General features: G+C 42.5%; 24 protein-coding genes. 19 read left to right on the top strand and 5 right to left on the bottom strand.

Annotation, left to right across the window (positions count from 1 at the left end; all coding sequences use genetic code 11):
- Nucleotides 1-54 precede the first annotated feature (54 nt).
- From IEY42_RS01175 to murA, 7 genes are all read left to right on the top strand, one after another.
- Nucleotides 55-879: an ATP-binding cassette domain-containing protein gene (locus IEY42_RS01175; RefSeq protein WP_188923574.1), complete on the top strand. Its 825-nt coding sequence runs from the start codon at nucleotides 55-57 to the stop codon at nucleotides 877-879.
- A 13-nt stretch (nucleotides 880-892) separates the two neighbouring features.
- The gene (mlaE, locus tag IEY42_RS01170; RefSeq protein ID WP_283106276.1) at nucleotides 893-1651 is read left to right on the top strand and encodes a lipid asymmetry maintenance ABC transporter permease subunit MlaE; all 759 of its coding nucleotides are present in this window, start codon (nucleotides 893-895) and stop codon (nucleotides 1649-1651) included.
- A 41-nt stretch (nucleotides 1652-1692) separates the two neighbouring features.
- A complete protein-coding gene (gene mlaD, locus IEY42_RS01165; RefSeq protein ID WP_188923547.1) occupies nucleotides 1693-2166 on the top strand; it encodes an outer membrane lipid asymmetry maintenance protein MlaD in 474 nt (157 codons plus the stop codon).
- A gap of 79 nt (nucleotides 2167-2245) precedes the next feature.
- Entirely contained in the window at nucleotides 2246-2845 is a 600-nt protein-coding gene (locus IEY42_RS01160; RefSeq protein WP_373292764.1) for an MlaC/ttg2D family ABC transporter substrate-binding protein, read from the top strand.
- On the top strand, nucleotides 2842-3141 hold the full coding sequence (locus IEY42_RS01155) for an STAS domain-containing protein (protein ID WP_188923545.1): 300 nt from the start codon (nucleotides 2842-2844) through the stop codon (nucleotides 3139-3141). Before IEY42_RS01160 ends, IEY42_RS01155 begins: the two co-directional genes overlap by 4 nt.
- Before the next feature lie 85 nt (nucleotides 3142-3226).
- Nucleotides 3227-3478: a BolA family protein gene (locus IEY42_RS01150; RefSeq protein WP_188922399.1), complete on the top strand. Its 252-nt coding sequence runs from the start codon at nucleotides 3227-3229 to the stop codon at nucleotides 3476-3478.
- A 15-nt stretch (nucleotides 3479-3493) separates the two neighbouring features.
- Nucleotides 3494-4753 (top strand): UDP-N-acetylglucosamine 1-carboxyvinyltransferase, encoded by a 1260-nt coding sequence (gene murA, locus IEY42_RS01145; RefSeq protein ID WP_188923544.1) that lies wholly within the window; start codon nucleotides 3494-3496, stop codon nucleotides 4751-4753.
- A gap of 312 nt (nucleotides 4754-5065) precedes the next feature.
- On the opposite strand, the gene degS is transcribed toward murA, so the two are convergent.
- Both degS and degQ read right to left on the bottom strand, forming a co-directional pair.
- On the bottom strand, nucleotides 5066-6145 hold the full coding sequence (gene degS, locus IEY42_RS01140) for an outer membrane-stress sensor serine endopeptidase DegS (protein WP_188923543.1): 1080 nt from the start codon (nucleotides 6143-6145) through the stop codon (nucleotides 5066-5068).
- A 165-nt stretch (nucleotides 6146-6310) separates the two neighbouring features.
- A complete protein-coding gene (gene degQ, locus IEY42_RS01135) occupies nucleotides 6311-7660 on the bottom strand; it encodes a Do family serine endopeptidase DegQ (RefSeq protein WP_188922405.1) in 1350 nt (449 codons plus the stop codon).
- A 291-nt stretch (nucleotides 7661-7951) separates the two neighbouring features.
- Between degQ and zapE the strand changes: the two genes are divergently transcribed.
- The 8 genes from zapE to rlmB all read left to right on the top strand — a co-directional run bounded on the left by zapE (nucleotide 7952) and on the right by rlmB (nucleotide 16429).
- Entirely contained in the window at nucleotides 7952-9064 is a 1113-nt protein-coding gene (zapE, locus tag IEY42_RS01130; protein ID WP_188923542.1) for a cell division protein ZapE, read from the top strand.
- A gap of 300 nt (nucleotides 9065-9364) precedes the next feature.
- Entirely contained in the window at nucleotides 9365-9796 is a 432-nt protein-coding gene (gene rplM / locus IEY42_RS01125) for a 50S ribosomal protein L13 (RefSeq protein ID WP_188922409.1), read from the top strand.
- Nucleotides 9797-9810: 14 nt separating this feature from the next.
- Nucleotides 9811-10203 (top strand): 30S ribosomal protein S9, encoded by a 393-nt coding sequence (rpsI, locus tag IEY42_RS01120; RefSeq protein WP_160052681.1) that lies wholly within the window; start codon nucleotides 9811-9813, stop codon nucleotides 10201-10203.
- A 673-nt stretch (nucleotides 10204-10876) separates the two neighbouring features.
- Nucleotides 10877-11065 carry a DUF2065 domain-containing protein gene (locus tag IEY42_RS01115; RefSeq protein ID WP_188923541.1) on the top strand — a complete coding sequence of 63 codons (189 nt, stop codon included), beginning with the start codon at nucleotides 10877-10879 and terminating at the stop codon, nucleotides 11063-11065.
- A 69-nt stretch (nucleotides 11066-11134) separates the two neighbouring features.
- On the top strand, nucleotides 11135-12430 hold the full coding sequence (locus tag IEY42_RS01110) for an adenylosuccinate synthase (RefSeq protein WP_188923540.1): 1296 nt from the start codon (nucleotides 11135-11137) through the stop codon (nucleotides 12428-12430).
- Between the two features lie 142 nt (nucleotides 12431-12572).
- Nucleotides 12573-13190 carry a tetratricopeptide repeat protein gene (locus tag IEY42_RS01105; protein WP_188923539.1) on the top strand — a complete coding sequence of 206 codons (618 nt, stop codon included), beginning with the start codon at nucleotides 12573-12575 and terminating at the stop codon, nucleotides 13188-13190.
- A gap of 37 nt (nucleotides 13191-13227) precedes the next feature.
- Nucleotides 13228-15681: a ribonuclease R gene (gene rnr, locus IEY42_RS01100; protein WP_188923538.1), complete on the top strand. Its 2454-nt coding sequence runs from the start codon at nucleotides 13228-13230 to the stop codon at nucleotides 15679-15681.
- A 4-nt stretch (nucleotides 15682-15685) separates the two neighbouring features.
- The gene (gene rlmB, locus IEY42_RS01095; protein ID WP_188923537.1) at nucleotides 15686-16429 is read left to right on the top strand and encodes a 23S rRNA (guanosine(2251)-2'-O)-methyltransferase RlmB; all 744 of its coding nucleotides are present in this window, start codon (nucleotides 15686-15688) and stop codon (nucleotides 16427-16429) included.
- A 98-nt stretch (nucleotides 16430-16527) separates the two neighbouring features.
- On the opposite strand, the gene IEY42_RS01090 is transcribed toward rlmB, so the two are convergent.
- Both IEY42_RS01090 and IEY42_RS01085 read right to left on the bottom strand, forming a co-directional pair.
- A complete protein-coding gene (locus IEY42_RS01090) occupies nucleotides 16528-17958 on the bottom strand; it encodes an MFS transporter (RefSeq protein WP_188923536.1) in 1431 nt (476 codons plus the stop codon).
- A gap of 75 nt (nucleotides 17959-18033) precedes the next feature.
- A complete protein-coding gene (locus IEY42_RS01085; RefSeq protein WP_188923535.1) occupies nucleotides 18034-18786 on the bottom strand; it encodes a DUF481 domain-containing protein in 753 nt (250 codons plus the stop codon).
- A 215-nt stretch (nucleotides 18787-19001) separates the two neighbouring features.
- Here IEY42_RS01085 and rpsF point away from each other — a divergent pair, with 215 nt between their 5' ends.
- The 4 genes from rpsF to rplI are packed head-to-tail and all read left to right on the top strand — an operon-like array spanning nucleotide 19002 to nucleotide 20440.
- The gene (gene rpsF / locus IEY42_RS01080; RefSeq protein ID WP_188923534.1) at nucleotides 19002-19394 is read left to right on the top strand and encodes a 30S ribosomal protein S6; all 393 of its coding nucleotides are present in this window, start codon (nucleotides 19002-19004) and stop codon (nucleotides 19392-19394) included.
- A gap of 8 nt (nucleotides 19395-19402) precedes the next feature.
- A complete protein-coding gene (gene priB / locus IEY42_RS01075; RefSeq protein WP_188923533.1) occupies nucleotides 19403-19705 on the top strand; it encodes a primosomal replication protein N in 303 nt (100 codons plus the stop codon).
- 12 nt (nucleotides 19706-19717) lie between these two features.
- Nucleotides 19718-19945, top strand: a complete 228-nt coding sequence (gene rpsR, locus IEY42_RS01070) for a 30S ribosomal protein S18 (RefSeq protein ID WP_006083042.1) — start codon at nucleotides 19718-19720, stop codon at nucleotides 19943-19945.
- A gap of 42 nt (nucleotides 19946-19987) precedes the next feature.
- On the top strand, nucleotides 19988-20440 hold the full coding sequence (rplI, locus tag IEY42_RS01065; RefSeq protein ID WP_188923532.1) for a 50S ribosomal protein L9: 453 nt from the start codon (nucleotides 19988-19990) through the stop codon (nucleotides 20438-20440).
- Between the two features lie 199 nt (nucleotides 20441-20639).
- Here rplI and IEY42_RS01060 read toward each other — a convergent pair whose 3' ends face one another.
- Nucleotides 20640-22838 (bottom strand): S46 family peptidase, encoded by a 2199-nt coding sequence (locus tag IEY42_RS01060; protein ID WP_188923531.1) that lies wholly within the window; start codon nucleotides 22836-22838, stop codon nucleotides 20640-20642.
- Nucleotides 22839-22871: the final 33 nt, after the last annotated feature.

The raw sequence follows: 22871 nt of genomic DNA, 5'->3' as shown, positions 1-22871 counted from the left end.
GTACAATTTGCGCTTCATCTTTTTTTAAGGAAGGTTGTGATCTCCTCAACTCCGATGCCTGATATGAGTAAATCAAATAATTCCCCTTTGGTCGAGATTAACCATTTGGCTTTTAGTCATGGTTCTCGAGTGATTTATAAAGATATTTCGTTAACGATACCTAAAGGTAAAGTGACCGCTATTATGGGCCCTAGCGGTATAGGTAAAACCACGTTATTAAAATTGATTGGTGGGCAACTTACACCCAATAGTGGTCACATTTTATTTGATGGCCAAGATTTACATAAATTAAAACGTGAAGAGTTATTTGAGTTACGTAAACGTATGAGCATGCTTTTTCAAAGCGGTGCAATGTTTACCGATTTAAATGTATTCGATAATGTCGCGTTTGCATTACGAGAGCATTCAGGGTTACCTGAAGAGATTATTCGTTCAATTGTGCTGATGAAATTACAAGCGGTGGGACTTCGTGGGGCAGCTTATTTAATGCCTAACGAGCTTTCTGGTGGTATGCAGCGTCGTGCCGCACTAGCCCGGGCGATTGCGCTTGAGCCTGAAATGATTTTGTACGATGAGCCTTTTGCGGGCCAAGATCCTATTTCAATGGGGATGCTCGTAAAATTAATTCGTGAATTATCAGATACGCTAAAACTCACTTCTGTTGTGGTGTCTCATGACGTCGATGAAGTGCTGGGTATTGCAGATTATGTGTATGTGATTGCAGAAAAAAAAGTGATTGCACATGGAACGCCAGAGCAATTGCGTTTGTCTGATAACCCGCAATTAATTCAGTTTATCCAAGGCGAGCCAGATGGTCCGGTACCATTTCATTATCCTGCCGAGGATTATCAAGAGGAGTTATTGTGTGGGCGTAATTGATAATATTGCCGACATGGGCAAATATGCGTTAAAGATGATCTCCGGATTAGGCCGAGCTGGTTTAATGCTGTGGGGCGCTGTGGTACGTGTGCCTAATGTTAAAAAAGGTTTGCCACTACTTACCAAGCAAATATATGTGCTGGGTGTGCGCTCCATGGTGATTATCCTAGTATCGGGTTTGTTTATCGGCATGGTATTAGCGTTGCAGGGCTACAATATTCTTGTTGGCTTTGGTACGGAAGAAAGTTTGGGCCCAATGGTGGCGCTTAGCTTGTTACGTGAACTTGGTCCTGTGGTTGCCGCATTATTGTTTGCCGGACGGGCAGGGTCTGCACTAACGGCAGAGATTGGTTTAATGAAATCGACTGAACAGTTATCCAGTTTAGAGATGATGGCAATTGATCCTTTACGACAAATCATTGCCCCTCGTTTTTGGGCTGGGGTGATCAGTATGCCTCTGCTTGCTTTGATGTTCAGTTTAGTGGGCATTATGGGCGGCCATCTGGTAGGTGTTGAATGGAAAGGCATTGATAGCGGTGCATTTTGGTCTATTCTTCAAGCATCTGTAGAGTGGGAGCAGGATATTGTTAACAGCTTGATTAAGAGTGTTATTTTTGGTGTGGTGGTGACTTGGATAGCCTTGTACAGAGGATACGAAGTACAACCTAACCCTGAAGGTATTAGCCGAGCGACAACTTCAACGGTTGTGCAGGCCAGTTTAGCTGTTTTAGCGCTGGACTTTTTGCTTACTGCAATCATGTTCGGAAATTAAGATTTTTTCATTGTTTAGTTTAATTGAAGTGGTTTAAGAGTATGTTGACACGGAAAATTGAGTTACTAGTAGGCGTGTTTTTATTGTCAGGTTTGTTGGCATTTTGTGCATTGGTATTTAATGTTGCTAATGTTGAAGTCAAGTCAAGTGACCAAACTTATACATTAGTTGCCGAGTTTAATAATATCGGTGGATTAAAAGTACGCTCGCCAGTCAAAGTAGGTGGGGTGGTTGTTGGTCGTGTGACAGACATTACCTTAGATACTCGTAAGCTGATCCCTGTGGTGACGTTAACGATGGACAAGCGCTATGATGTGTTCCCTGAAACCAGCAGTTTAGCTATTTTGACTTCAGGTTTATTAGGTGAGCAATTTATTGGCTTAACCCCAGGCTTTATGGATGATGATATTGCCATGCTGGTTGATGGCGATAAGGTTCATGATACGCGTGGCGCATTGATTCTCGAAGATTTAATTGGTCAACTTTTATACAGTATGTCGTCTAAAGACAATTAGGAGCTCTATAATGAAGGCACTTTTTCATCGTGTAATGGCTGTATGTTTAATTGCGAGCGCAGCAATTAGCTCTGGCGTAATGGCAGCTAATGACGAGATCAACACCAGTGACCCATATGAAATGATCAAGCAAGTCGCCAATAAAACATTTGATCGTTTTAAGCAAGATAGAGCATTAATCGATAGCGATTTAAGTCACTTAAAAGTGATAGTAAATGAAGAATTAATGCCACATGTTGATTATAAATATGCAGCATACAAAGTAATGGGGCAGTATTTACGTGACACCACACCGGATCAACGTGACCGTTTTGTTGAAGCATTTGAAGGCTACCTAGTCGCAACGTATGCACAAGCATTAACAGAATATACCGACCAGGCTGTTGAGTTTGATCCTGCTAGTGATTTTAGTGACGAAAAAATTGTTGAAATAAACGTGCAAATTATTGAAAAAGGTCGCCCACCGATCAAAATTCAATTTAAAGCCCGTCGTTTAAAAGACAATACTTGGAAAGCATTTGATCTTGTTGCAGAAGGCGTTAGTTTATTGGCTTCTAAGCAGTCTGAGATTTCTAACTTGATCCGTCAGCAAGGTATTGAAGCCGTTATTTCAATGTTGAATGACAAAACCAAGCAAAAAATCGATCGTCAACCAACTAAAGAAGCTGCAGCAGCGTGATTAACTTTAATCAACAAGAGCAGCAGTGCTTCGTTAGCGGACGCTTAACGCAGGTTGAAGTAAAACAATTATGGCCAAAACGCCAACAGTTGTTTACTGATACAACCCAAGTGATAGACTTGTCCGCCCTAGAATATGTAGACAGTGCTGGTGTAGCGTTATTACTAGCATTGGTTCGATTAACTCATTCTGGCAGTAAAAAAGACAGCGCATCGCGGCAGTTGGTTAATCCCAGCGAGCAGCTCAAAAAAATGATTGAGCTATACGATTTAGACGCTTTTTTTAGCCAGTCATAGTTGTAGCCGTTTTCGTTGTATAAATACGAGTTTATAAGTGCCAGTTTTATAAGCATTAGATTGACAAGTAAAGGTAATAGATTTCATGGATTGCAAGGTTATTGAACAAATGTTGACAGATGCACTGTCATTAACAGAAGCCCATGTGACTTCAGATGGCAGCCATTACAAAGTGGTTGCAGTTGGAGAGTGCTTCGATGGCATGAGCCGCGTAAAACAGCAACAAGCTATTTATGCTCCACTTTCAGAACAAATTGCCAGTGGTGAACTACACGCGCTAACCATCAAAACATTTACGCCTACCCAGTGGAAGCGTGAAAAACTTTTCAATATGTAAGTACTGAGATTCACAGTGGATAAATTAACTATTAAAGCCAGCAAACCGCTTGCTGGTGAAGTCGTGATCTCGGGTGCTAAAAATGCGGCATTGCCTATTTTAATGGCAGGCGTATTAGCCGAAACAGATTTTATTGTCTCAAACGTGCCTAATTTACGAGACGTCAACACTAGTTGTCAGTTACTACGTTGCTTAGGCGCCGAAGTTGATCAGCTTGAAAATAGCTGCGTGCGTATTTCGACCACCAATTTAAATGAGTATTGTGCTCCGTATGATTTAGTTAAAACCATGCGTGCGTCAATCTTGATCCTTGGTCCATTACTTGCGCGTTATGGTACTGCAGATGTGTCTTTACCAGGTGGTTGTGCCATTGGTGCACGCCCTGTTAACTTACACTTGCACGGTTTAGAGCTTATGGGTGCTAAAATCGAAGTGAAAGAAGGTTACATTAAAGCGCGTGTAGATGGTCGCCTTAAAGGTGCACATATCTTTATGGATATGGTTAGTGTTGGCGCAACAGAAAACCTATTAATGGCTGCATCACTTGCAGACGGTACAACGGTTATCGAAAACGCTGCACGTGAGCCAGAAGTCACCGATTTAGCGAATTGCTTAGTGGCAATGGGTGCTAAAATTTCAGGCATTGGTACTGCAACCTTAACAATTGAAGGCGTTGAGCGTTTATCGGGTTGCAAATACCGTGTTATGCCTGACCGCATTGAAACCGGATCGTTCTTAGTCGCCGCCGCTGTCACGCGTGGCAAAATTCGTTGTTTATCTGCCGACCCTAGTGCACTCGAAGCTGTATTACTAAAGCTTGAAGATGCTGGCGCGACCATCACAACGGGTGAAGATTGGATTGAGCTTGATATGCAAGGGCAACGACCTAAGGCCGTTAACATTAAAACCGCGCCATACCCAGCATTTCCTACCGACATGCAAGCGCAGTTTTGTGTATTAAACGCCCTTGCTGAAGGCACCGGTCGTGTGACTGAAACCATTTTTGAAAACCGCTTTATGCATGTACCAGAAATGAGCCGCATGGGCGCTGACATCGAACTTGAAGGAAATACGTGTATTATCCACGGTATTGAACGTTTAAATGGTGCTCAAGTCATGGCAACCGATTTACGTGCATCAGCAAGCTTAGTGATTGCGGGCCTAATGGCAGACGGTATCACGACCGTTGATCGTATTTACCATTTAGACCGTGGTTACGAGCATATTGAAGCTAAGTTTCAAGGTTTAGGTGCAGAAGTGGTACGGGTTAAATAACCTGATCTCGGGATAATAAACGCCTTTCAAACAGTCCTTTGCCCTGCTAACGGCGTTGAATCGACTTACAATAGGCTAGCTATTGATGCGTCAATTCGCCTTGTTAGCAGAACAAATGACAAGCTTGAAAGTGAGGGTGGGTAACATATTGATTTTTAATAGAATAAGTTCATACCTTATCCCGAGTTCAGGTTAAATAACGTTCATGACGGTACAAAAAAGCCATTCAATGATGAGTTGAATGGCTTTTTTATGTGCTAATTTTATTTGTTTAATATGAGTATTGAATATATGAGTATTGAATAAAAGTGGTTATTCAGGCTCATTAATTTTTTCTGCAATAATAACCGGGAAGGTTTGAGTTTTACCTTCACGAATGATGACCATGTCCATTCTGGTGCCTGGTGGTGTTTCTGCAATTCGGTCTAACAGCATTTCAACACCGGGAACATCTTCACCATTATATTGAGTAATCACATCACGCGGGGCTAAGCCTGCACGAGCTGCGGGACCCTCTGGGTCAACACCTGTGACCAATACCCCTTTCATATCGGGTAGGTTGAGGATTTGTGCAACGACCTGGTTAATTGGCTCGCCAGAAATACCTAGAGCGCCACGGATAACACGGCCATGTTTTATTAATTTGTCCATAATGCTATGCGCCAATTTTATGGGAATAGCAAAGCTAATACCGTTACCACCATTGTCTCCACCCACCTGGAATGCGGCGGTGTTAATACCAATTAATTCGCCATTAGTGTCTATTAATGCGCCACCTGAATTGCCTGCATTAATAGCTGCGTCGGTTTGTAAAAAGTCTAAATAACCAGAGCTTAAACCGTTACGGCCAGTGGCACTGATAATACCTTGGGTAATGGTTTGGCCGATGTTGTACGGATTACCAATAGCTAATACTACATCGCCTACTTGGGCTGGATTATTGAGATTAAACGGTACAATGGGTAGGTTATCGCCTTCAATTTTGAGCACTGCTAAATCTGTCACAGGATCGGAGCCAACCACTTCAGCGGTAAATTTGCGCCCATCTTGCAGTGCAATGACAATTTCATCAGCTTTTTTAATCACATGGTAATTGGTAAGCACGTATCCATCTTTGCTCATAATCACCCCAGAGCCCAAGCCTTGAAGTGAACTTGCGTTTAATGGGTTACGTTGGTCAATGCTTAGGCTGTAAATGTTGGCCACGGCAGGTGCTGCACGGCGAACGGCTTTGGCAAAAGACAGCTCAGCGCCACCACTGTGTACGGAAGATAAACCTGTATTAAGGGAGTGATTAGGAAGTATAGAGGTGATCACTAAAAAAACAGCTGCCATGATCAGGCCAAATGTCATAGCTTTTACAATATAGATGCACGTGTCTTTTAAATTCATGGCCTGACATTTGTTGAAAAATATGAACTTTATCTTAACATAGCTCAAAAAATTAAGCATCGGCCAAGCTTGCACCGATGCTTAAATCTTCAAGTCAGTTCACACTCATTAACAGCGTGTTAATGAGTGGCTGTAAATCGAAACGAATAATCTACTTTTACTGATTTAGCGTAAAACTAAATACAGTAAATTGTTGTCTCTTAAAATCTTTAACGCCACTGAACTTTGCTTGTCTTCGAGGGCTTCTTTTAATGCTTTTAGGCTGGAAATTTTAGTGCGGTTTAACCCGACAATTAAATCTCCTTCTTGCAAGCCACTCATGGCAGCGGGTGAACCTTGAGCAATTTCGGTAATTTCAATACCTTTTTTGCTATCTTCTAATGTCGCACCTTGCAACATTGGATGTACATTGCCAGCTTCAGCTTCCACTTTATCTGCTTCACCTAAAGTGGCTTTAATGGTTTTCTTGTCACCGTCGCGAATAATACCAAACTCGACTTTAGCGCCTGCGCCCATGGTGGCGACTTTAGCGCGTAATTCTTGGAAGCTCTTAATACTACGGCCATTAATGCTGACAATAATATCACCGGCTTTTAGCCCTGCTTTATCGGCAGCACTTTTCGGCATGACTTCGTTAACAAAACCACCGTGTTGTGTGTCTAGGCCAAAAGCCTTTGCCAGCTCATTATCTAAATCACGGCCAGAAACCCCTAATACACCGCGGCGTACTTCACCGTGTTCAATAATTTGATCGACTAGGTTGTGAACCATGTTCGCTGGGATGGCGAAGCCGATGCCTACGTTACCGCCATTTGGGGCAACAATTGCGGTGTTAATCCCAATAAGCTCACCGTTTAAGTTAACTAATGCTCCACCAGAGTTGCCGCTATTAATGGCTGCGTCAGTTTGAATAAAGTTTTCGAGCATTTCGATACCTAAACCGCTGCGGCCAAGGGCGCTCACAATACCAGAGGTAACGGTTTGCCCTAAACCAAATGGATTACCAATCGCGACAGCAAAGTCACCTACGCGAATATTGTCTGAATCAGTTTGGTTAATTTCGGTTAAGTTTTTAGCATCAATTTGCAACAAGGCAATATCTGACTCTTTATCTGCACCAATGAGTTTGGCTTTAATTTCACGGCCATCATGCAAGCCAATTTGAATATCATCAGCGCCATTGATGACATGGTTGTTGGTTACAATGTAGCCTTTAGCTGCATCAATAATAACCCCCGAGCCTAAGCCTCTAAAGGGGCGCTCTTGCACTTGCTCTTGCGGCGCATTAGGGCCAAAGAAGTAACGAAATACATCTGGCACTCGCTGTTTTGACACTTGAGTGCCCGATACGGCTACCGACACCACAGCTGGGGTCGTACGCTCTAACATTGGGGCTAAGCTCGGTACAGCTTGACCTTCAACCGCTTGTGGAATGGCGGCTTGCGATACAGCAGGGTATAACGACAATGAAGCTGTTAATAGTGCTGCAGAAAGTAGGCTTAATTTGGTTTTCATAGGTTAGGTAGCTCCTGATTGCATTCAAGCTTGTAAATAAAATATGTGGCTTGATTGCAAGAATTCAAAGTTAAATATCGTTAATAAATGAGAGTAGACAACGCTGCATGGTGTCGCGATAAAAGCTGTCAGTAATATGGGTTAATCTGAGTTAATTATTGAGAGTGACGTGTTATTTGTTAGTTCAAATTTGATTAACAAACCTTAATTTGATCCGGTTAAGCGGTTACTCGTATTGAATTTTTAATGTTATTATCCGCAGTAATTTATTGATGTAAGAGAGTCGTAATCGTGGCGCAGTTAACCCCTTGGCAGCATTATCAACAAGACCTTACCCGAGAAGATTTTTCACATGATGCCGCACAAGAGCAGGCAGTTAAGTCATTGCAACGTGTTTATGATGAAATCATCGCAGCCAATAAACCCAGTTCTGGTTTATCTAAATTGTTTTCTGCCGTTGGGGTAAAAGCCAAGTCAGCACCTGTAAAAGGATTATATTTATGGGGCGGAGTCGGGCGCGGCAAAACCTATTTAATGGATACATTTTACGATGCATTGCCGGGAGAGCGCAAATTACGAGCGCATTTTCACCGTTTTATGCATCAAGTACATCATGAACTCGACGGTTTAAAAGGGGTGCAAGATCCACTGATTACGATTGCGAAAAAAATGGCTAGCCAATATCAGGTTATCTGTTTTGATGAGTTTTTTGTGTCAGACATCACCGACGCCATGTTATTGGGAACACTATTCCAAGAGCTGTTTAAGCAAGGGGTCGCACTGGTTGCTACATCTAATATCATCCCTGACGAGTTGTATAAAAATGGTTTGCAGCGTGTGCGCTTCTTACCTGCTATTGCCCTGATTAATCAACATTGTGAAGTTTTAAATGTGGATTCAGGGATTGATTATCGTTTACGGACCTTAGAACAAGCTGAGATTTATCATTATCCACTTGATAAACAGGCAGACATTAATCTTCTACATTACTTCGACCAACTCGCGACAGATGCAGAAAGACAGATTGCGCCTATAGAAATTGATGGTCGGGAGATTAATATCCGTCAGCAATCTAAAGGGGTACTGTTGATTAATTTTAGAGACATGTGCGACGGTCCACGTTCGCAGAGAGATTACATGGAGCTCGCCTGCCTTTATCACACAGTCTTGTTAAGTGGCATAGAGCAAATGGGCGCGCAGCAAACGGGTGATGATATCGCCAGACGTTTTTTGGCGATGGTTGATGAGTTTTACGAACGTAACGTTAAGTTAATTGTGTCGGCGCAAATAGAGTTAGAACACCTTTATACCGATGGCCAATTAAGTTTTGAGTTTAGACGTTGTCGTTCGCGGTTAATTGAAATGCAATCACGTGACTACCTTGCTTTAGAGCACTTAACTTAAGTGATTCTCTGCATTGTGACAGATTGTTGAATACCCGAAAGATGGCTTTATCATTGATGAACAAGTGAGATAACCGCATCTTAAGTTAACAGATCGAATATTTTATCTATTTAGTAAAAAAGCAGGTGATTTTTGCATCTGCTTTGCGTATAATCCGCACCCTGCCCACGTTACTCCGCCAATTGGGCGGAAGTTGTAAGCCAATATTCGTGCTCGAAGGGGCAAGAATCGGTAATTTTGTGTTGATTGCATTTGCATTCAGCATGTGAGACAGAATTTTAAACATTGGGTTTTTGTATAATGAAGACTACATATACTGCTACACCAGAGACGGTTACTCGTGACTGGTTCGTTGTTGACGCTGAAGGCAAAACTTTAGGTCGTATTGCAACTGAAATCGCAACTCGCTTACGCGGCAAGCATAAGCCAGAATACACTCCTCACGTTGACACTGGTGATTACATCATCGTTATCAATGCTGAAAAAGTGACTGTAACTGGTAACAAAGCAGCTGGTAAAATTTACTACTCGCATTCAGGTTTCCCTGGTGGCATCAAGCAAATCAGCTTCGAAAAGCTACAGGCTCAAAAACCAGAAATGATTATCGAGAAAGCAGTTAAGGGTATGTTACCAAAAGGTCCTTTGGGCCGTGCTATGTTCCGTAAGCTTAAAGTTTACGCTGGCACTGAACATAACCATGCTGCACAACAACCACAAGTTCTTGATATCTAAACGGGAGTAAGCAAATGTCTGCAACTCAGTACTACGGCACTGGCCGTCGCAAAACATCTACAGCTCGCGTTTTCGCTAAAGCAGGTAGTGGCAATATCATCGTAAACCAACGTCCTTTAGATGTATATTTTGGTCGTGAAACTGCTCGTATGGTTGTTCGTCAACCATTAGAGTTAGTTGAAATGACTGAAAAGTTAGACATCTATGTAACTGTTAAGGGCGGTGGTACTACTGGCCAAGCTGGTGCAATTCGTCACGGTATTACCCGTGCACTTATGCAACTAGATGAAGCTTTACGTCCTACTCTACGTACCGCTGGTTTTGTTACCCGTGATGCTCGTAAAGTTGAACGTAAGAAAGTTGGTCTACGTAAAGCACGTCGTAAGCCACAGTTCTCTAAGCGTTAATTCGTTTTTTGGATTCAAAAAACCCAGCTTATGCTGGGTTTTTTATTGCCTGAAATAAATGTAATACCAATCCTTATTATACCAATTCCATTAATTATGTGGCCAATCAGAGTCACTCAGATTGTTCAGTTTGAGGCGCATTGTTGAAATAATGGTTATTCCCTTCTAAGACAATGCAACAAAGAAATGAACGGTCTGAGTGCCTCCTGCAAGGCGGGTTTCTGTGCCTTTTATGCTGCTTAATAGCATTTTGACGTACGACTGCATGGATGCAGGAGGTAGAGCAACGCAGGAGCAGTTGCCGAGAACAACTATGTCTTCAATCCTATTACTTGCCTAGAAGGCACAGAACTCCCGCTGAGTGACCAGATAATTAGTGGAATTAGTATTAGAATGTGATCTATTTTAGGCTGCGTCACAAAGGACGAATTTATCAGCGTGATCTGCTTTGTTAGCCTTCTTAAGGTACGACTGCATGGATGCAGGAGGTAGAACAACGCAGGAGCAGTTGTCGAGCGCACTTCGCCCTCAAAATCCTGCCTCGAATACCGCACTGATAATTTTCACTAAAAGAGCACATTCTAATGCGAGTTTATATAAATCATTGTGCTATTTAGCGCATAATCAAGCACACTAGATAGAATTTTTACAAGTGAACGTTGAGGTTTTATACATGAGTTTACAGTTATTAATGACGGCGTTGGGCTTGGTTTTGATTCTTGAGGGCCTTGGTCCGCTTATTTTTCCGACTCAATGGCAAAAATATTTATTAGAGCTTTCAACACAAAAGCAAAATGTTCTCAGACGCTTAGGTGGCAGCTTAGTGACAGCAGGCGTCGTTTTATTGATCATTTTTCAATAAAATACTTGGCTATAACATACTAAAATCTGTTAAAATTCTATTTTATACCACAAGACGTTGCAGCTAATAATGGGCAAAAATGTAGTCGTACTCGGCACTCAATGGGGTGACGAAGGCAAAGGTAAGATTGTCGACCTTTTAACAGAACAGGCAAAATACGTAGTTCGTTACCAAGGCGGCCATAATGCTGGTCATACTTTGGTAATTGATGGTGAAAAAACCGTTCTTCATTTAATTCCGTCTGGCATTTTACGTGACAATGTAAAATGTATCATCGGTAATGGTGTTGTCGTAGCGCCTGACGCGTTGATGAAAGAAATCAACATGCTTAAAGGCCGCGGTATTCCTGTCGAAGAGCGTTTACTTATCTCTGAAGCATGTCCGCTTATTCTTCCATTCCATTGTGCACTTGATATCGCTCGCGAAAAAGCGCGTGGTAATAAAGCCATTGGTACTACTGGACGCGGTATTGGTCCTGCATACGAAGACAAAGTGTCGCGTCGCGGTTTACGCATCGGCGATTTGTTTAATGCAGAGCTATTTGCAACTAAGTTACAAGAAGTCATGAAATACCATAACTTCATGCTAACTGAGTACTATCAAGTTGAAGCCGTTGACTATCAACAAACTCTTGACGATGCGTTAGCAATTGCTGACTACTTAAAGAGCATGTGTGTTGACGTAACTGAAATGCTAGATACTGCACGTAAAGCGGGTGAGCCAATTCTATTTGAAGGTGCTCAAGGTACATTATTGGATATCGACCACGGTACTTATCCATTTGTGACCTCATCAAACACGACCGCTGGCGGTGTTGCGACAGGTTCAGGTTTTGGTCCTCGCCATTTAGATTATGTACTTGGTATCATGAAAGCCTACACCACTCGTGTTGGTGCAGGTCCTTTCCCGACTGAACTGGCTAATGAACTCGGCGATTACATCGGTGAGAAAGGCCAAGAATTTGGTGCGACAACTGGCCGTAAGCGTCGTCCAGGTTGGTTAGATGCAGTGGCAATGCGCCGTGCAGTACAAATCAACAGTGTTAGCGGTTTCTGTTTGACTAAACTAGATGTATTAGATGGTCTAGAAGAAGTTAAAATCTGTGTAGGCTATGAGTATCCAGATGGTACAGTTGAAAAGGTAACTCCTTTAGCAGCTGAAGGTTACGAGCTAGTGACACCGGTTTATGAAAGCATGCCAGGTTGGAGCGAAAACACCTTTGGTGCAACTTCAATCGAGCAGTTACCTGCGGCAGCTATCAACTATATTAAGCGTCTCGAAGAATTATTAGAAACGCCGGTTGATATTATCTCTACGGGTCCGGACAGAAATCAAACGATGATTTTGCTTAGTCCGTTCAAGTAAAAGAAACAGGCCGCGAAAGCGGCCTTTTTTATGAGTGATGTAAATTTGTTAATGACTACAATGTGTTTTCTCGAATTGTAGCACTCAAGAAATGCACTATACTGCCGATAAATAAGTCATCATAGTGTCATCGAGAATCCTTATGTTGCGTGTATCTCTAGCCTTATTAAGCCTTATTTCTGTTAACGTATTTGCCTTAACAGAAGCGGTCGATATTTATAGCGACAAACAATTGATCTCGCTGATCCACTCCGATCAGTATTTACAACGTGTTAAGGCCGACGACTGCCAATTAGTGCAAGATATCGAGGCCAGAGCAGAAGTATTAAAACAACCCTTGTACCAGTTTTTATGGGGTGAAATGTTAAATAATGGCGTGTGTGTTAGTGCACATCCATCGCGCGGTATGATGTTATTGCAAACATCAGCAGAGCAAGGCAGCTCAGAAGCCATGGTAAAATTGGCGGATTATTATTATCGCGGTAAACTAGTGGTTAAAAATCCTAATCGCGCAGTACAGTATGTATTACCCGCAGCCGCCAATGGTGATGTTTCTGCCAGAATGCTACTAGTACGATTATTTGGCGAAGGTTATGGTAGCCCAACCGATTACGAAATGGGTTATCATTGGTTATATAACAGTATATTTGATAACGATGCCCAGCAGAAAAAGGCCTCGTCTTTATTGCAGATGTTAGCTGCAAAAATGCCCGCCAGTATAGTGGTTAGGGCCCAGCAGCCACAGCTGTACACACGTTAGAAGCTCCACGTTATGGAGCGAATTATTTGGAAATTGAATGATCAACGATCCTCATTTTGAGAGAGAGCAAGACAAGTACGACAATCCTATTCCTAGCCGCGAGTACATTTTAGAATACTTGCGCGCACAAAAGTCTCCCGTTAGCCGCGACAAAATAGCACAAGCATTAAACATTACTGAAGAAGAACCATTAGAAGCGCTGCGTCGACGCTTGCGCGCTATGGAACGTGACGGTCAGTTAGTGTTTACTCGTGGTCAAAGCTATGGTCTACCTGAGCGTATGGATTTATTGTCTGGTAGCGTTATTGGCCATCGTGATGGTTTTGGCTTTTTTAAGCCGGACGAGGGCGGTGACGACCTATTTATTAATAACCGCGATATGCTGATGTATTTTCATGGCGACAAAGTCTTGGCCCAAAAAGCCGGTACTGATCGCCGTGGTCGTCGCGAAGCGCGTATTGTCCGTTTGGTGCAAGAGCGCACAGCCGCTTTAGTCGGCCGTTACCATGTTGATGGTGGTATGGGCTTTGTGATTGCTGATGATCGCCGCATCACCCAAGAAATTTTAATCGATAACAACGATCGTAATGGCGCAAGAGCTGGCGATGTGGTTGTGGTTGAACTCACCCGTCGTCCTGGCCGTTTTGTTAAAGCCGCAGCTAAAGTGACCGAAGTATTGGGTAAAACCATGGCACCGGGGATGGAAATCGAAATTGCTTTACGTAATTACGATTTACCGCACACTTGGTCTGCTGTCATCGAGAAAAAACTCAAGCGTATTCCTGACGAAGTACCAGAGTCAGATAAGGAAGGTCGTGTAGATTTACGTCATTTACCGCTTGTAACTATCGACGGTGAAGATGCGCGCGACTTTGATGATGCGGTATATGCAGAAGCCAAACCAAGCGGTGGCTGGCGTTTATGGGTGGCGATAGCTGATGTCAGTCATTATGTTAGAACCGACTCAGCACTTGATGTAGAAGCTCGTTCACGTGGTAACTCGGTGTATTTCCCGTCGCAAGTGATCCCAATGCTTCCGGAAAAAATCTCTAACGGTTTATGTTCACTAAAACCACAAGTCGACCGTCTGTGTATGGTTGCAGAAATGACCATTTCTGCAGCGGGTAAGCTCTCTGGCACCAAATTTTATCCAGCGGTAATGCACTCGCATGCACGTTTTACTTATACGCAAGTTGCCGACATGCTTGAAGGCGGCCCGATTTTACCTGAACACGAAGCCTTGTTCCCGCATTTATTGTGCTTACAATCTTTGTATCTCACCTTAGATCAGCGCCGAGCTGAACGTGGTGCTATTGCCTTTGAAACATTGGAAACGCAGTTCATTTTCAATGAAGATCGTAAAATTGACAAAATTGTGCCAAGAGGCCGTAACCAAGCGCATAAGATCATCGAAGAGTGTATGATTTTAGCTAACGTTGCCTCTGCTAAGTTTGTTAAAAAGCATAAAGGCGAAGTGCTATATCGTGTCCATGAAGCACCTTCTGAGCAGAAACTGGCCAACTTTAAAGAGTTTTTAGCTGAACGCGGTCTAAGCATGGATGGCGGTTTAGAACCGACACCAACCGATTATCAAAACTTGATGTTAAAAATTGCCGACAGACCTGATTTTGAGTTAATTCAAGTCATGCTGTTACGTTCAATGCGCCAAGCTATTTACAGCCCCGATAATGAAGGTCACTTTGGTTTAGCATTAGAGGCGTACTCGCATTTTACTTCGCCAATTCGCCGCTATCCTGATTTGATTTTGCACCGAGTGATTAAGTACTTACTTGCAAAAGAGCAAGGCGAGGTGACTGACAAGTGGACTCAAGATGGTGGTTATCTTTACCAGATTGAAGAGCTCGATTTACTCGGCGAAGAATGTTCAACTACCGAACGTCGTGCAGATGAAGCCACTCGTGATGTGAGCGATTGGCTTAAATGTGAATACATGCAAGACCATGTAGGTGATACTTTTGAGGCCATCATTGCCTCAGTCACCAGCTTTGGTTTGTTTGTACGCTTAAATGAGCTGTTTATTGATGGATTGGTGCATATTTCAAGTCTAGCCAGTGATTACTATCAATTTGATCAAATGCGTCAGCGTTTAATTGGTGAAAATACTCGTCAAGTCTATCAAGTTGGTGATGAAGTGACGGTGAAGGTTGCTGCGGTAAATTTAGATGATCGTCAAATTGATCTGTTGATGGTTGGTGACAACAGTAAAGGTAGTGGTAAAAAGCCACGTACCGCTAAAGTTATGACCGCACGCGAGCGCGCTAACCTTGAAGGGGCAAAACCGGCTCGTGGTAAGTCAGATGCTAGATCGGATAAGCCTAAATCACGCAAAAGTCGTTCAGGTGCAAAACCTACGGGTACAAAAAAGCCTGCTGGCGCGAAAAAATCATCAGTAAAAGACAATGCGTCTGATGCTGGCAAAACCAAATCTACAGTAAAGAAAACCCCTGCCAAGCGCAGCAAGAGAAAGTAATTAAATGAAAAAACAAGATACTATTTTTGGCATTCATGCCGTTCAAGCCTTATTAGCAAATAGCCCAGAGCGTGTTATTGAGTTGTGGTTATTGCAAGGCCGTGATGATGAACGTTTAACGCCATTAATTAAAACCGCTTCAGAGTTTGGTACTACCTTGCAGCGTGCAGCGCGTAAAGTGTTGGATGAAAAAGCCGGTAGTTCTCAGCATCAAGGTATTGTAGCCCGCGTAAAAGCGGCTAAACCATTAACTGAACATGATTTAGATGCACTATTAGACAAAACTGCCGTACCATTTTTGCTTATTTTAGATGGCGTGACCGACCCACATAATTTAGGTGCTTGCCTACGTAATGCCGATGCAGCGGGCGTGCACGCTATCATCGTGCCAAAAGATAACTCAGTGGGATTAACTTCAACGGTGAGCAAAGTGGCTTGTGGCGCAGCAGAAACCATTCCGCTGTTTCAGGTGACAAACCTGGCGCGTACTATGCGCCATTTACAAGATAAAGGTGTGTGGATTGTTGGCACTGCAGGCGAAGCTGATGGCAATGTATATCAAGCTGATTTAACAGGTCCATTAGCGATTGCTATGGGCGCAGAAGACAAAGGCTTGCGTCGTTTATCTCGTGAAAGTTGTGACTCGCTTATTTCTATTCCGATGGCGGGTAGTGTGTCGAGCTTAAATGTGTCAGTGGCGACCGGTATTTGTTTGTTTGAAGCGGTTAGACAGCGTTTAGGCGCTTAGTAACAAATTAGCTAAACCGTTAACGAGTTGAGTTGTTAGTGATAGTAAGATGATAAAAAACGGCGATAATGTGATTATCGCCGTTTTTGTTTTAGCTGTTAGCGCCGACTCATTTCATTATCGACGTCTTCATCGTCAATATCATCATCTTCAGAGTCATCTTCAGTAATATTGGCATAAGCTGCGTTGTAATCAGCTTGTCCTTCAACACCCTCTGTATCGTCAATTTCTTCTTCAATTTCATCATCGAGACGATCAAAGGCATCATCAGCTGGATAAATCATTTGCTCATTTACCATCTCAATATCGACACGAGGGTCAAGTGATGCGGCTAATGGTGAGCTGACTAAGTCACCACCCGCCATCACATAATCGCCAGTAGAGAATTGTTCTGCTTTTTGGCGTCGATTAACCCAGATGAGCCTGGCGAGTAACGTAAATGAGCAAATGGCCATAAAGCCGTAAAGCATTTGATCGCCCATTGCTTGCATTAAAGCCGAGGCAATAAGAGGACCAATACTCGCACCAACCCCAAAGGTCACTAGAATGGTTGCTGATAACCCAACACGTTCATGTTGTTCAACCCGAGAGTTAGCCAGTGCGGTGGCCAATGGGTATAAGGTGAACGCTAAAATACCAAATAAGCTGGTGAGTATTAACGAATAAACAGAGTGAAAAGGGATGATGGTGATGAATAATACCAACACGCCTAATAAGGCAGAGTTTATTCTGATCAGTACGCTGCGCGAAATAATGTCAGACAATTTACCCATTGGCCACTGCGCCAGTAATCCCGCGCAAATGGTACAGGTCATGTATAGCGCGACATGTTCTGGGTCAATGCCCTTAGCGGTGGCGTATGACGGGGCCAAACCATAAAAACAGCCGACTATCATGCTGCCAAAAGCAATGGTGGATAACGCTTGCGGTGCACGTTGCCAAAAGTGGCCCATTTTGAGTGGCGCTGGAGTCAGAGGTTCCGGGTGGATTCGGCGTGTGATGGCAATGGGCACGATACACAATGCAAAACAAATGGCGATTAACAGTAGCGGCTCAATACCCAGGTCAGGATATAAACTAATTGCTCCCTGACCCGCCATTAACCCAAGATAAGAGACAATCATATAACTAGCAAATACGGTGCCACGTTGATTGGTTTCTGCTTGCTCGTTTAGCCAGCTTTCGAGCACCATATATTGGCACATCATTCCCATACCAACAGCAAGTCGCAGTATTAACCAGACGGTTAAATTATCAATCAGTGCGTGGCCTAATGCCGAGGCGGTCACAATACCCGCACAAGCAACAAAAGCACGAATGTGACCGACTTGTGCAATCAGTTTATGACCTACTTTAGAACCGCAAACCAGGCCAATATAGTAGGCCGACATCATGCCGCCAATCCATATTTGTGGCACGTCCATATTCGTTAGGCTTAAGCCTAAATAGGTCGTGAGTAAACCGGCAGCAAGCACCATCAAAAAGGTGGTGCCATATAAGGATGCAAAACTGCGTAGCGGGCTGTCCATAACTGAGCCTCTAAAAGTTCAGTAAAGCTTATTATTTATTGAAAGAATGATATGTTTCGCATCATTCTCGTTAAATTATTGAAAGGTATACAACAAGTTAAACGTGGTAACTGTGTCAGTTTTTTTACTGTCTTCTGGCACTACTTCTGTGTACTTAACGTTCATGCCTATTTTAAATGCCCAGTCCTGAATAAAGGTGTTTTTATAGCTCATATCAAGGGTTAAAGTATTATTCTCTAGACCAGTTTCGGCGGTTACGTCGGCATTAAAACTAGTGTATTCCTGCAATTTAACGGTGTATTTAGCTGCGGTACGCAGAATAACATCACGGTTATCATCAGGGTTAGGCTCGGTAGTACTTGCCTGAGGTTTGTCATAACGATAACCCGGACCGGCTTCAAGGCTAAGTTTGGTGGTATAGTTTTTAATTAAATCAAAACCATAACCGGTAGAGATAGTACTAATACGGGTGTACGAACCGTATTCGTCCCAAGTAAATTCGCCTCGGCCAAATACATAACCACGATCTAATTTATAGTTAGACTGTAAATATAGTTCATATTTTTCTGAGGTTGACTCGCTGCCATCTGCCGCGTAATACGCTTTTAAAGTGGCTTCTTGTTTTGTTTTTAATGAGTCATAGGTTAGGTAAGTTCGGCCGTTGAAGTTTTTTGTTTCGTTATTGCCGCTGTTTAATTGTAGGCCCGCCTCGACTTCAGCATTAAAGCTGGTGTCTGGTTCTTGGTACTCAGGTGGAACCAATGCCCATGCTGGAGTGGATAATAAGAAGAGGCAGCAGGTGAGAACGGTTTTTTTTATGGTCATCATTAAATGGCTTTATTATGTGATGGCGTAAACGCAGGGTTTTTAACTGCCGACATCATACCTGCAATCAAGTTTGCTGAAAAGAGAGTTATTGCTTGAGTTTCTGTCTAGGTTTATGTATTATCGCGCGCTCAAATCAGTCACTTTAATTCGTTCCTTGCCTCCACATTGGTCTGACTGAGCCAGAAAAGAGGCTACTTAACCGTAAGGAGCAATAAATGCGTCATTACGAAATCGTATTTATGGTTCACCCAGATCAAAGTGAACAAGTCCCAGGTATGATTGAACGTTACACCGGTATTATTACCGCTGCTAACGGTACAGTACACCGTTTAGAAGATTGGGGCCGTCGTCAATTGGCTTACCCAATCCAAGACCTACATAAAGCTCACTATGTTCTTATGAACGTAGAAGGTTCTGCAGAGTCTATCGAAGAGTTAGAAACAGCTTTCCGTTTCAACGACGCTGTTCTGCGTAACATGGTAATGCGCACTAAAGTTGCCGTTACTGAAGCTTCACCTATGGCTAAAGCAAGAGACGAACGTGATTCACGTCGTACTTCTACTGATGACCGTAGCACTGAAGAAAGCGCTGAAGAAAAGGCTGAATAATTTACTCTGTGAATAACCACTTAACTTTGTTTGGCACGGTCACCCGCACTAAACGATTAAATAGCCCTAGCGGGATAAACCATACGGTTATTACGGTAGAGCATAAATCACAGCGTTATGAAGCAGACTTATTACGAAACGTATACTGCATTATTCAAGTGATATTAAGTGGGCCACGCTTTAATAGCGTTACAGATAAATTACAAGCAGGTGTGCAAGTTGAAGTAGAAGGGTTTCTTTCACTACAACAAGGACGAAATGGTCAAAACCGTTTAGTTTTGCATGCTGAAAATGTCGAATTGAAAACTTAGGAGACTGTCAAAATGGCACGTTATTTCCGTCGTCGCAAGTTCTGCCGTTTCACCGCTGAAGGTGTTGCAGAGATTGATTACAAAGATATCGTTACTTTAAAGAACTACATCACTGAAAGCGGCAAGATTGTTCCTAGCCGTATCACTGGTACTAGTGCTAAATACCAACGCCAACTAGCTCGCGCTATCAAGCGTGCTCGTTATCTTTCTCTACTGCCATATACTGATTTACATCAGTAATATTGCAGTATTAATTCCTAATCGAATAAAGAGGATTTGATAATGAACGTTATTCTGCTAGATAAAGTTGCAAACTTAGGTGGCTTAGGCGATCAAGTTTCTGTTAAAGCTGGTTATGCTCGTAACTTCCTTTTACCATACGGTAAAGCAGTTGTAGCAAACGCAGCAAACACTGAAGTATTTGAAGCTCGTCGTGCTGAATTAGAAGCTAAATTAGCTGCTGAATTAGCTACTGCGACAGCTCGTGCTGAAAAATTAGCTGCATTAGAATCAGTTGTTATTGCTTCTAAAGCAGGTGATGAAGGTAAATTATTCGGTTCAATTGGCAACCGTGACATCGCTGATGCAGTTACTGCAGCTGGCGTTGAACTTGCTAAAGCTGAAGTACGTTTACCTTTAGGTGCTTTACGCTCTACTGGTGACTTCGAAGTTGAAGTACAAGTACACACTGAAGTTAAAGCTGTAGTTAAAGTATCTGTTGTTGCAGAAGCTTAATTACCTTTAGCTCCATAGAAAACACCGCCCACGGGCGGTGTTTTTTTATGCCTGCAATTTAGGGGGCATTGTATTAATAAGTACTTATTTGTACTGTACCAAGTGCCGTATTGATAGTACCTTCATGGTGTGTGATTGGTGCTAAATAGATAAAAAAATACCCAGCAAAAGTGCTAGGTATTATTCATTAAGGCGTTAATTAGTTTCTGACTAAATCTAACTCTTTAATTAAGTTATCTGCATGATCAACCTTATCCATCATCCACAAAATATAACGAATATCAACATGCACAGCACGAGTAATGGTTGGATTAAAGAACCAATCTTTAGTAATGGCTTCGTAAGTCGAGTCGAAGTTAAGACCCACTAACTCGCCTTTACCATTAAACACCGGCGATCCTGAGTTGCCACCTGTTGTGTCTGCACTGGATAAAAAGTTAACCGGTACCGAGTTAAAATCGGCAGGCTTGTCTAAGCATGACATCAACTTACATACCCAAGTACTAGGCTGTTGATATACTGAAGAGATTCTGTGCTCGCCGTAATCATTTGCCTTAATGGCAGCTAATAACTTAGCTGGAGCATTGTAAGGTTCTTCACCTGTATGTTTAGCCAAAATGCCTTCTAAGCGTGTAAATGGCTGCTTATAAAGGGCGTCTTTTGATTGATAACCATCAACCATGCCATAAGTAATGCGCAGAGTTCGGTTTGCATCAGGGTATACGGGCCAGTTGTTTGACTTATAATAACTAATAATGGCTTTCATGTATTCAGGACGAACGGAAGATAACTTGCCTTCAAGCAACTTTTCACTTTTTTCAAGTGCTATGTTGGCATCATGAATAGCAACAGCTAAACGGATAAAAGGGTCTTCACTGGTTTCAAATTCCGCAGCCGTTTTATCCATCCATTCAAGGCGTTTTGCTTGTTCAGTTAAATCGGTTAGCGCATACAAACCTTCTACTTTCGCTTCTAACTCTTCAAAGCTATTTGCGCTGCTTAACGCATTATCAAATACTTCTGTTTTAAGTGGCTGACCAACATAAGCTTGTAGGTCTTGTAACCAAAGGGTTTTATCAACGGCAGGGTCAAAACTTCTATCAATGCGTTTTAATGCTGATTTAAACATCTTCATGTCGCGTTGCTGAAAGCCTGTTTCTCGTTGTTCATCTGGCTTTTGTTTTTCTTTCGCGAGGCGATACAATTTACTTGCCGCAGTTAATAACACACTCGATTGTGCATTTTTAAAATAATAGTTAGCTTGTTCTTGAGCATGCTGCTCTGCTAACAAAGCTTCTAAGTTATTAATTAACTTAAGATTGGCATTAGGATCTGTTTTTAGCCAAGCCAAAAAGTCATTTTCTCTCTGTTGCTTAATTCCGACGATATCCGTTGCTTTAAAGCCATCGAGCAAGCCATTTAGCTTTTTCATTCGGTTTGCCATTGATGCCATGGTACCAGCATATTTAATCGCAATATCTTTATCCATTTTTCCCATTAAGGTTAGCGTATCAATTTGTAACTGATATCGTTTAGCATAAGTTGGATAAAGCCAATCGTTGGCAAACTGAAGTTCACTGGTTAAGTTATAACGGCTCGTGGCGCCTGGAAAACCAGCAACAAAAATACCATCACCAGCTTTAACGCCATCGGCATTAATTTTTAGATAACTTTTAGGAGTATAAGGGACGTTTTGATCGGAATAAGTGGCAGGTTTACCATCTTTACCTACATAAGCGCGTAAAAAAGTAAAATCGCCTGAATGGCGTGGGTATTCGTAATTATCAATATCACCACCAAATCCACCCACACTTTCTGGTGGGGCATAAACTAAGCGCACGTCACGAATAATAAGCTGCTTAGTGAGGTAATATTCTAAACCATGGTGAAAACTGTTAACCGAACAGCGGTAGTTGTCGTCAGCTTCGCAAGTTTTGATTAATGCCTTACTATGGTTTTGAATATCTTCAAAACGCGCCAAGGGTTCATGGCTTAAATTTGCCATCACTTGATTGGTCACATTTGTGACTTCTTCGGTAATGTATAAACGTTCGTTTGGCCCTGCAGAAGGTTCTTCTGCTTGGGTGTTGGCTAAAAAGCCATTTGCGAGGTAATTATGTTCTTTTTTACTGTTATATTGTATGCCGCGATAAGCACAATGATGGTTTGTGACAACTAAGCCTTGGGGCGATACAAAACTGGCGGTACAATAGCCCAGACTGACAACGGCATTCATTGGGTACTGACCTAAGTCGGCAAGTTGCGATGCGGGAATATCAATGCCGCGTTGTTGTAATTTGTCGGCAATAGATAGCATTTGGTATGGCTGCCATTGGCCTTCATCAGCATGGGCGAAATGAGATGTCAGCACCAATGCTGCAACAAGTGCAATACGCATGTATTTTCCTTAAAATTATTAATTTATAACCGT

The organism is Shewanella algicola (assembly GCF_014648035.1).
GTDB classification, from domain to species: Bacteria; Pseudomonadota; Gammaproteobacteria; order Enterobacterales; family Shewanellaceae; genus Shewanella; species Shewanella algicola.
This window is presented reverse-complemented; position numbering and strand designations above follow the sequence as displayed.

Coding starts and splice junctions, on each gene's coding strand:
- IEY42_RS01175 (WP_188923574.1), top strand. CDS start 55: ATGCCTGATATGAGTAAATCAAATAATTCCCCTTTGGTCGAGATTAAC.
- mlaE (WP_283106276.1), top strand. CDS start 893: ATGGGCAAATATGCGTTAAAGATGATCTCCGGATTAGGCCGAGCTGGT.
- mlaD (WP_188923547.1), top strand. CDS start 1,693: ATGTTGACACGGAAAATTGAGTTACTAGTAGGCGTGTTTTTATTGTCA.
- IEY42_RS01160 (WP_373292764.1), top strand. CDS start 2,246: ATGGCAGCTAATGACGAGATCAACACCAGTGACCCATATGAAATGATC.
- IEY42_RS01150 (WP_188922399.1), top strand. CDS start 3,227: ATGGATTGCAAGGTTATTGAACAAATGTTGACAGATGCACTGTCATTA.
- degS (WP_188923543.1), bottom strand. CDS start 6,145: ATGAATTTAAAAGACACGTGCATCTATATTGTAAAAGCTATGACATTT.
- degQ (WP_188922405.1), bottom strand. CDS start 7,660: ATGAAAACCAAATTAAGCCTACTTTCTGCAGCACTATTAACAGCTTCA.
- rplM (WP_188922409.1), top strand. CDS start 9,365: ATGAAGACTACATATACTGCTACACCAGAGACGGTTACTCGTGACTGG.
- rpsI (WP_160052681.1), top strand. CDS start 9,811: ATGTCTGCAACTCAGTACTACGGCACTGGCCGTCGCAAAACATCTACA.
- IEY42_RS01115 (WP_188923541.1), top strand. CDS start 10,877: ATGAGTTTACAGTTATTAATGACGGCGTTGGGCTTGGTTTTGATTCTT.
- IEY42_RS01110 (WP_188923540.1), top strand. CDS start 11,135: ATGGGCAAAAATGTAGTCGTACTCGGCACTCAATGGGGTGACGAAGGC.
- IEY42_RS01105 (WP_188923539.1), top strand. CDS start 12,573: ATGTTGCGTGTATCTCTAGCCTTATTAAGCCTTATTTCTGTTAACGTA.
- rnr (WP_188923538.1), top strand. CDS start 13,228: ATGATCAACGATCCTCATTTTGAGAGAGAGCAAGACAAGTACGACAAT.
- rlmB (WP_188923537.1), top strand. CDS start 15,686: ATGAAAAAACAAGATACTATTTTTGGCATTCATGCCGTTCAAGCCTTA.
- IEY42_RS01090 (WP_188923536.1), bottom strand. CDS start 17,958: ATGGACAGCCCGCTACGCAGTTTTGCATCCTTATATGGCACCACCTTT.
- IEY42_RS01085 (WP_188923535.1), bottom strand. CDS start 18,786: ATGATGACCATAAAAAAAACCGTTCTCACCTGCTGCCTCTTCTTATTA.
- rpsF (WP_188923534.1), top strand. CDS start 19,002: ATGCGTCATTACGAAATCGTATTTATGGTTCACCCAGATCAAAGTGAA.
- rpsR (WP_006083042.1), top strand. CDS start 19,718: ATGGCACGTTATTTCCGTCGTCGCAAGTTCTGCCGTTTCACCGCTGAA.
- rplI (WP_188923532.1), top strand. CDS start 19,988: ATGAACGTTATTCTGCTAGATAAAGTTGCAAACTTAGGTGGCTTAGGC.
- IEY42_RS01060 (WP_188923531.1), bottom strand. CDS start 22,838: ATGCGTATTGCACTTGTTGCAGCATTGGTGCTGACATCTCATTTCGCC.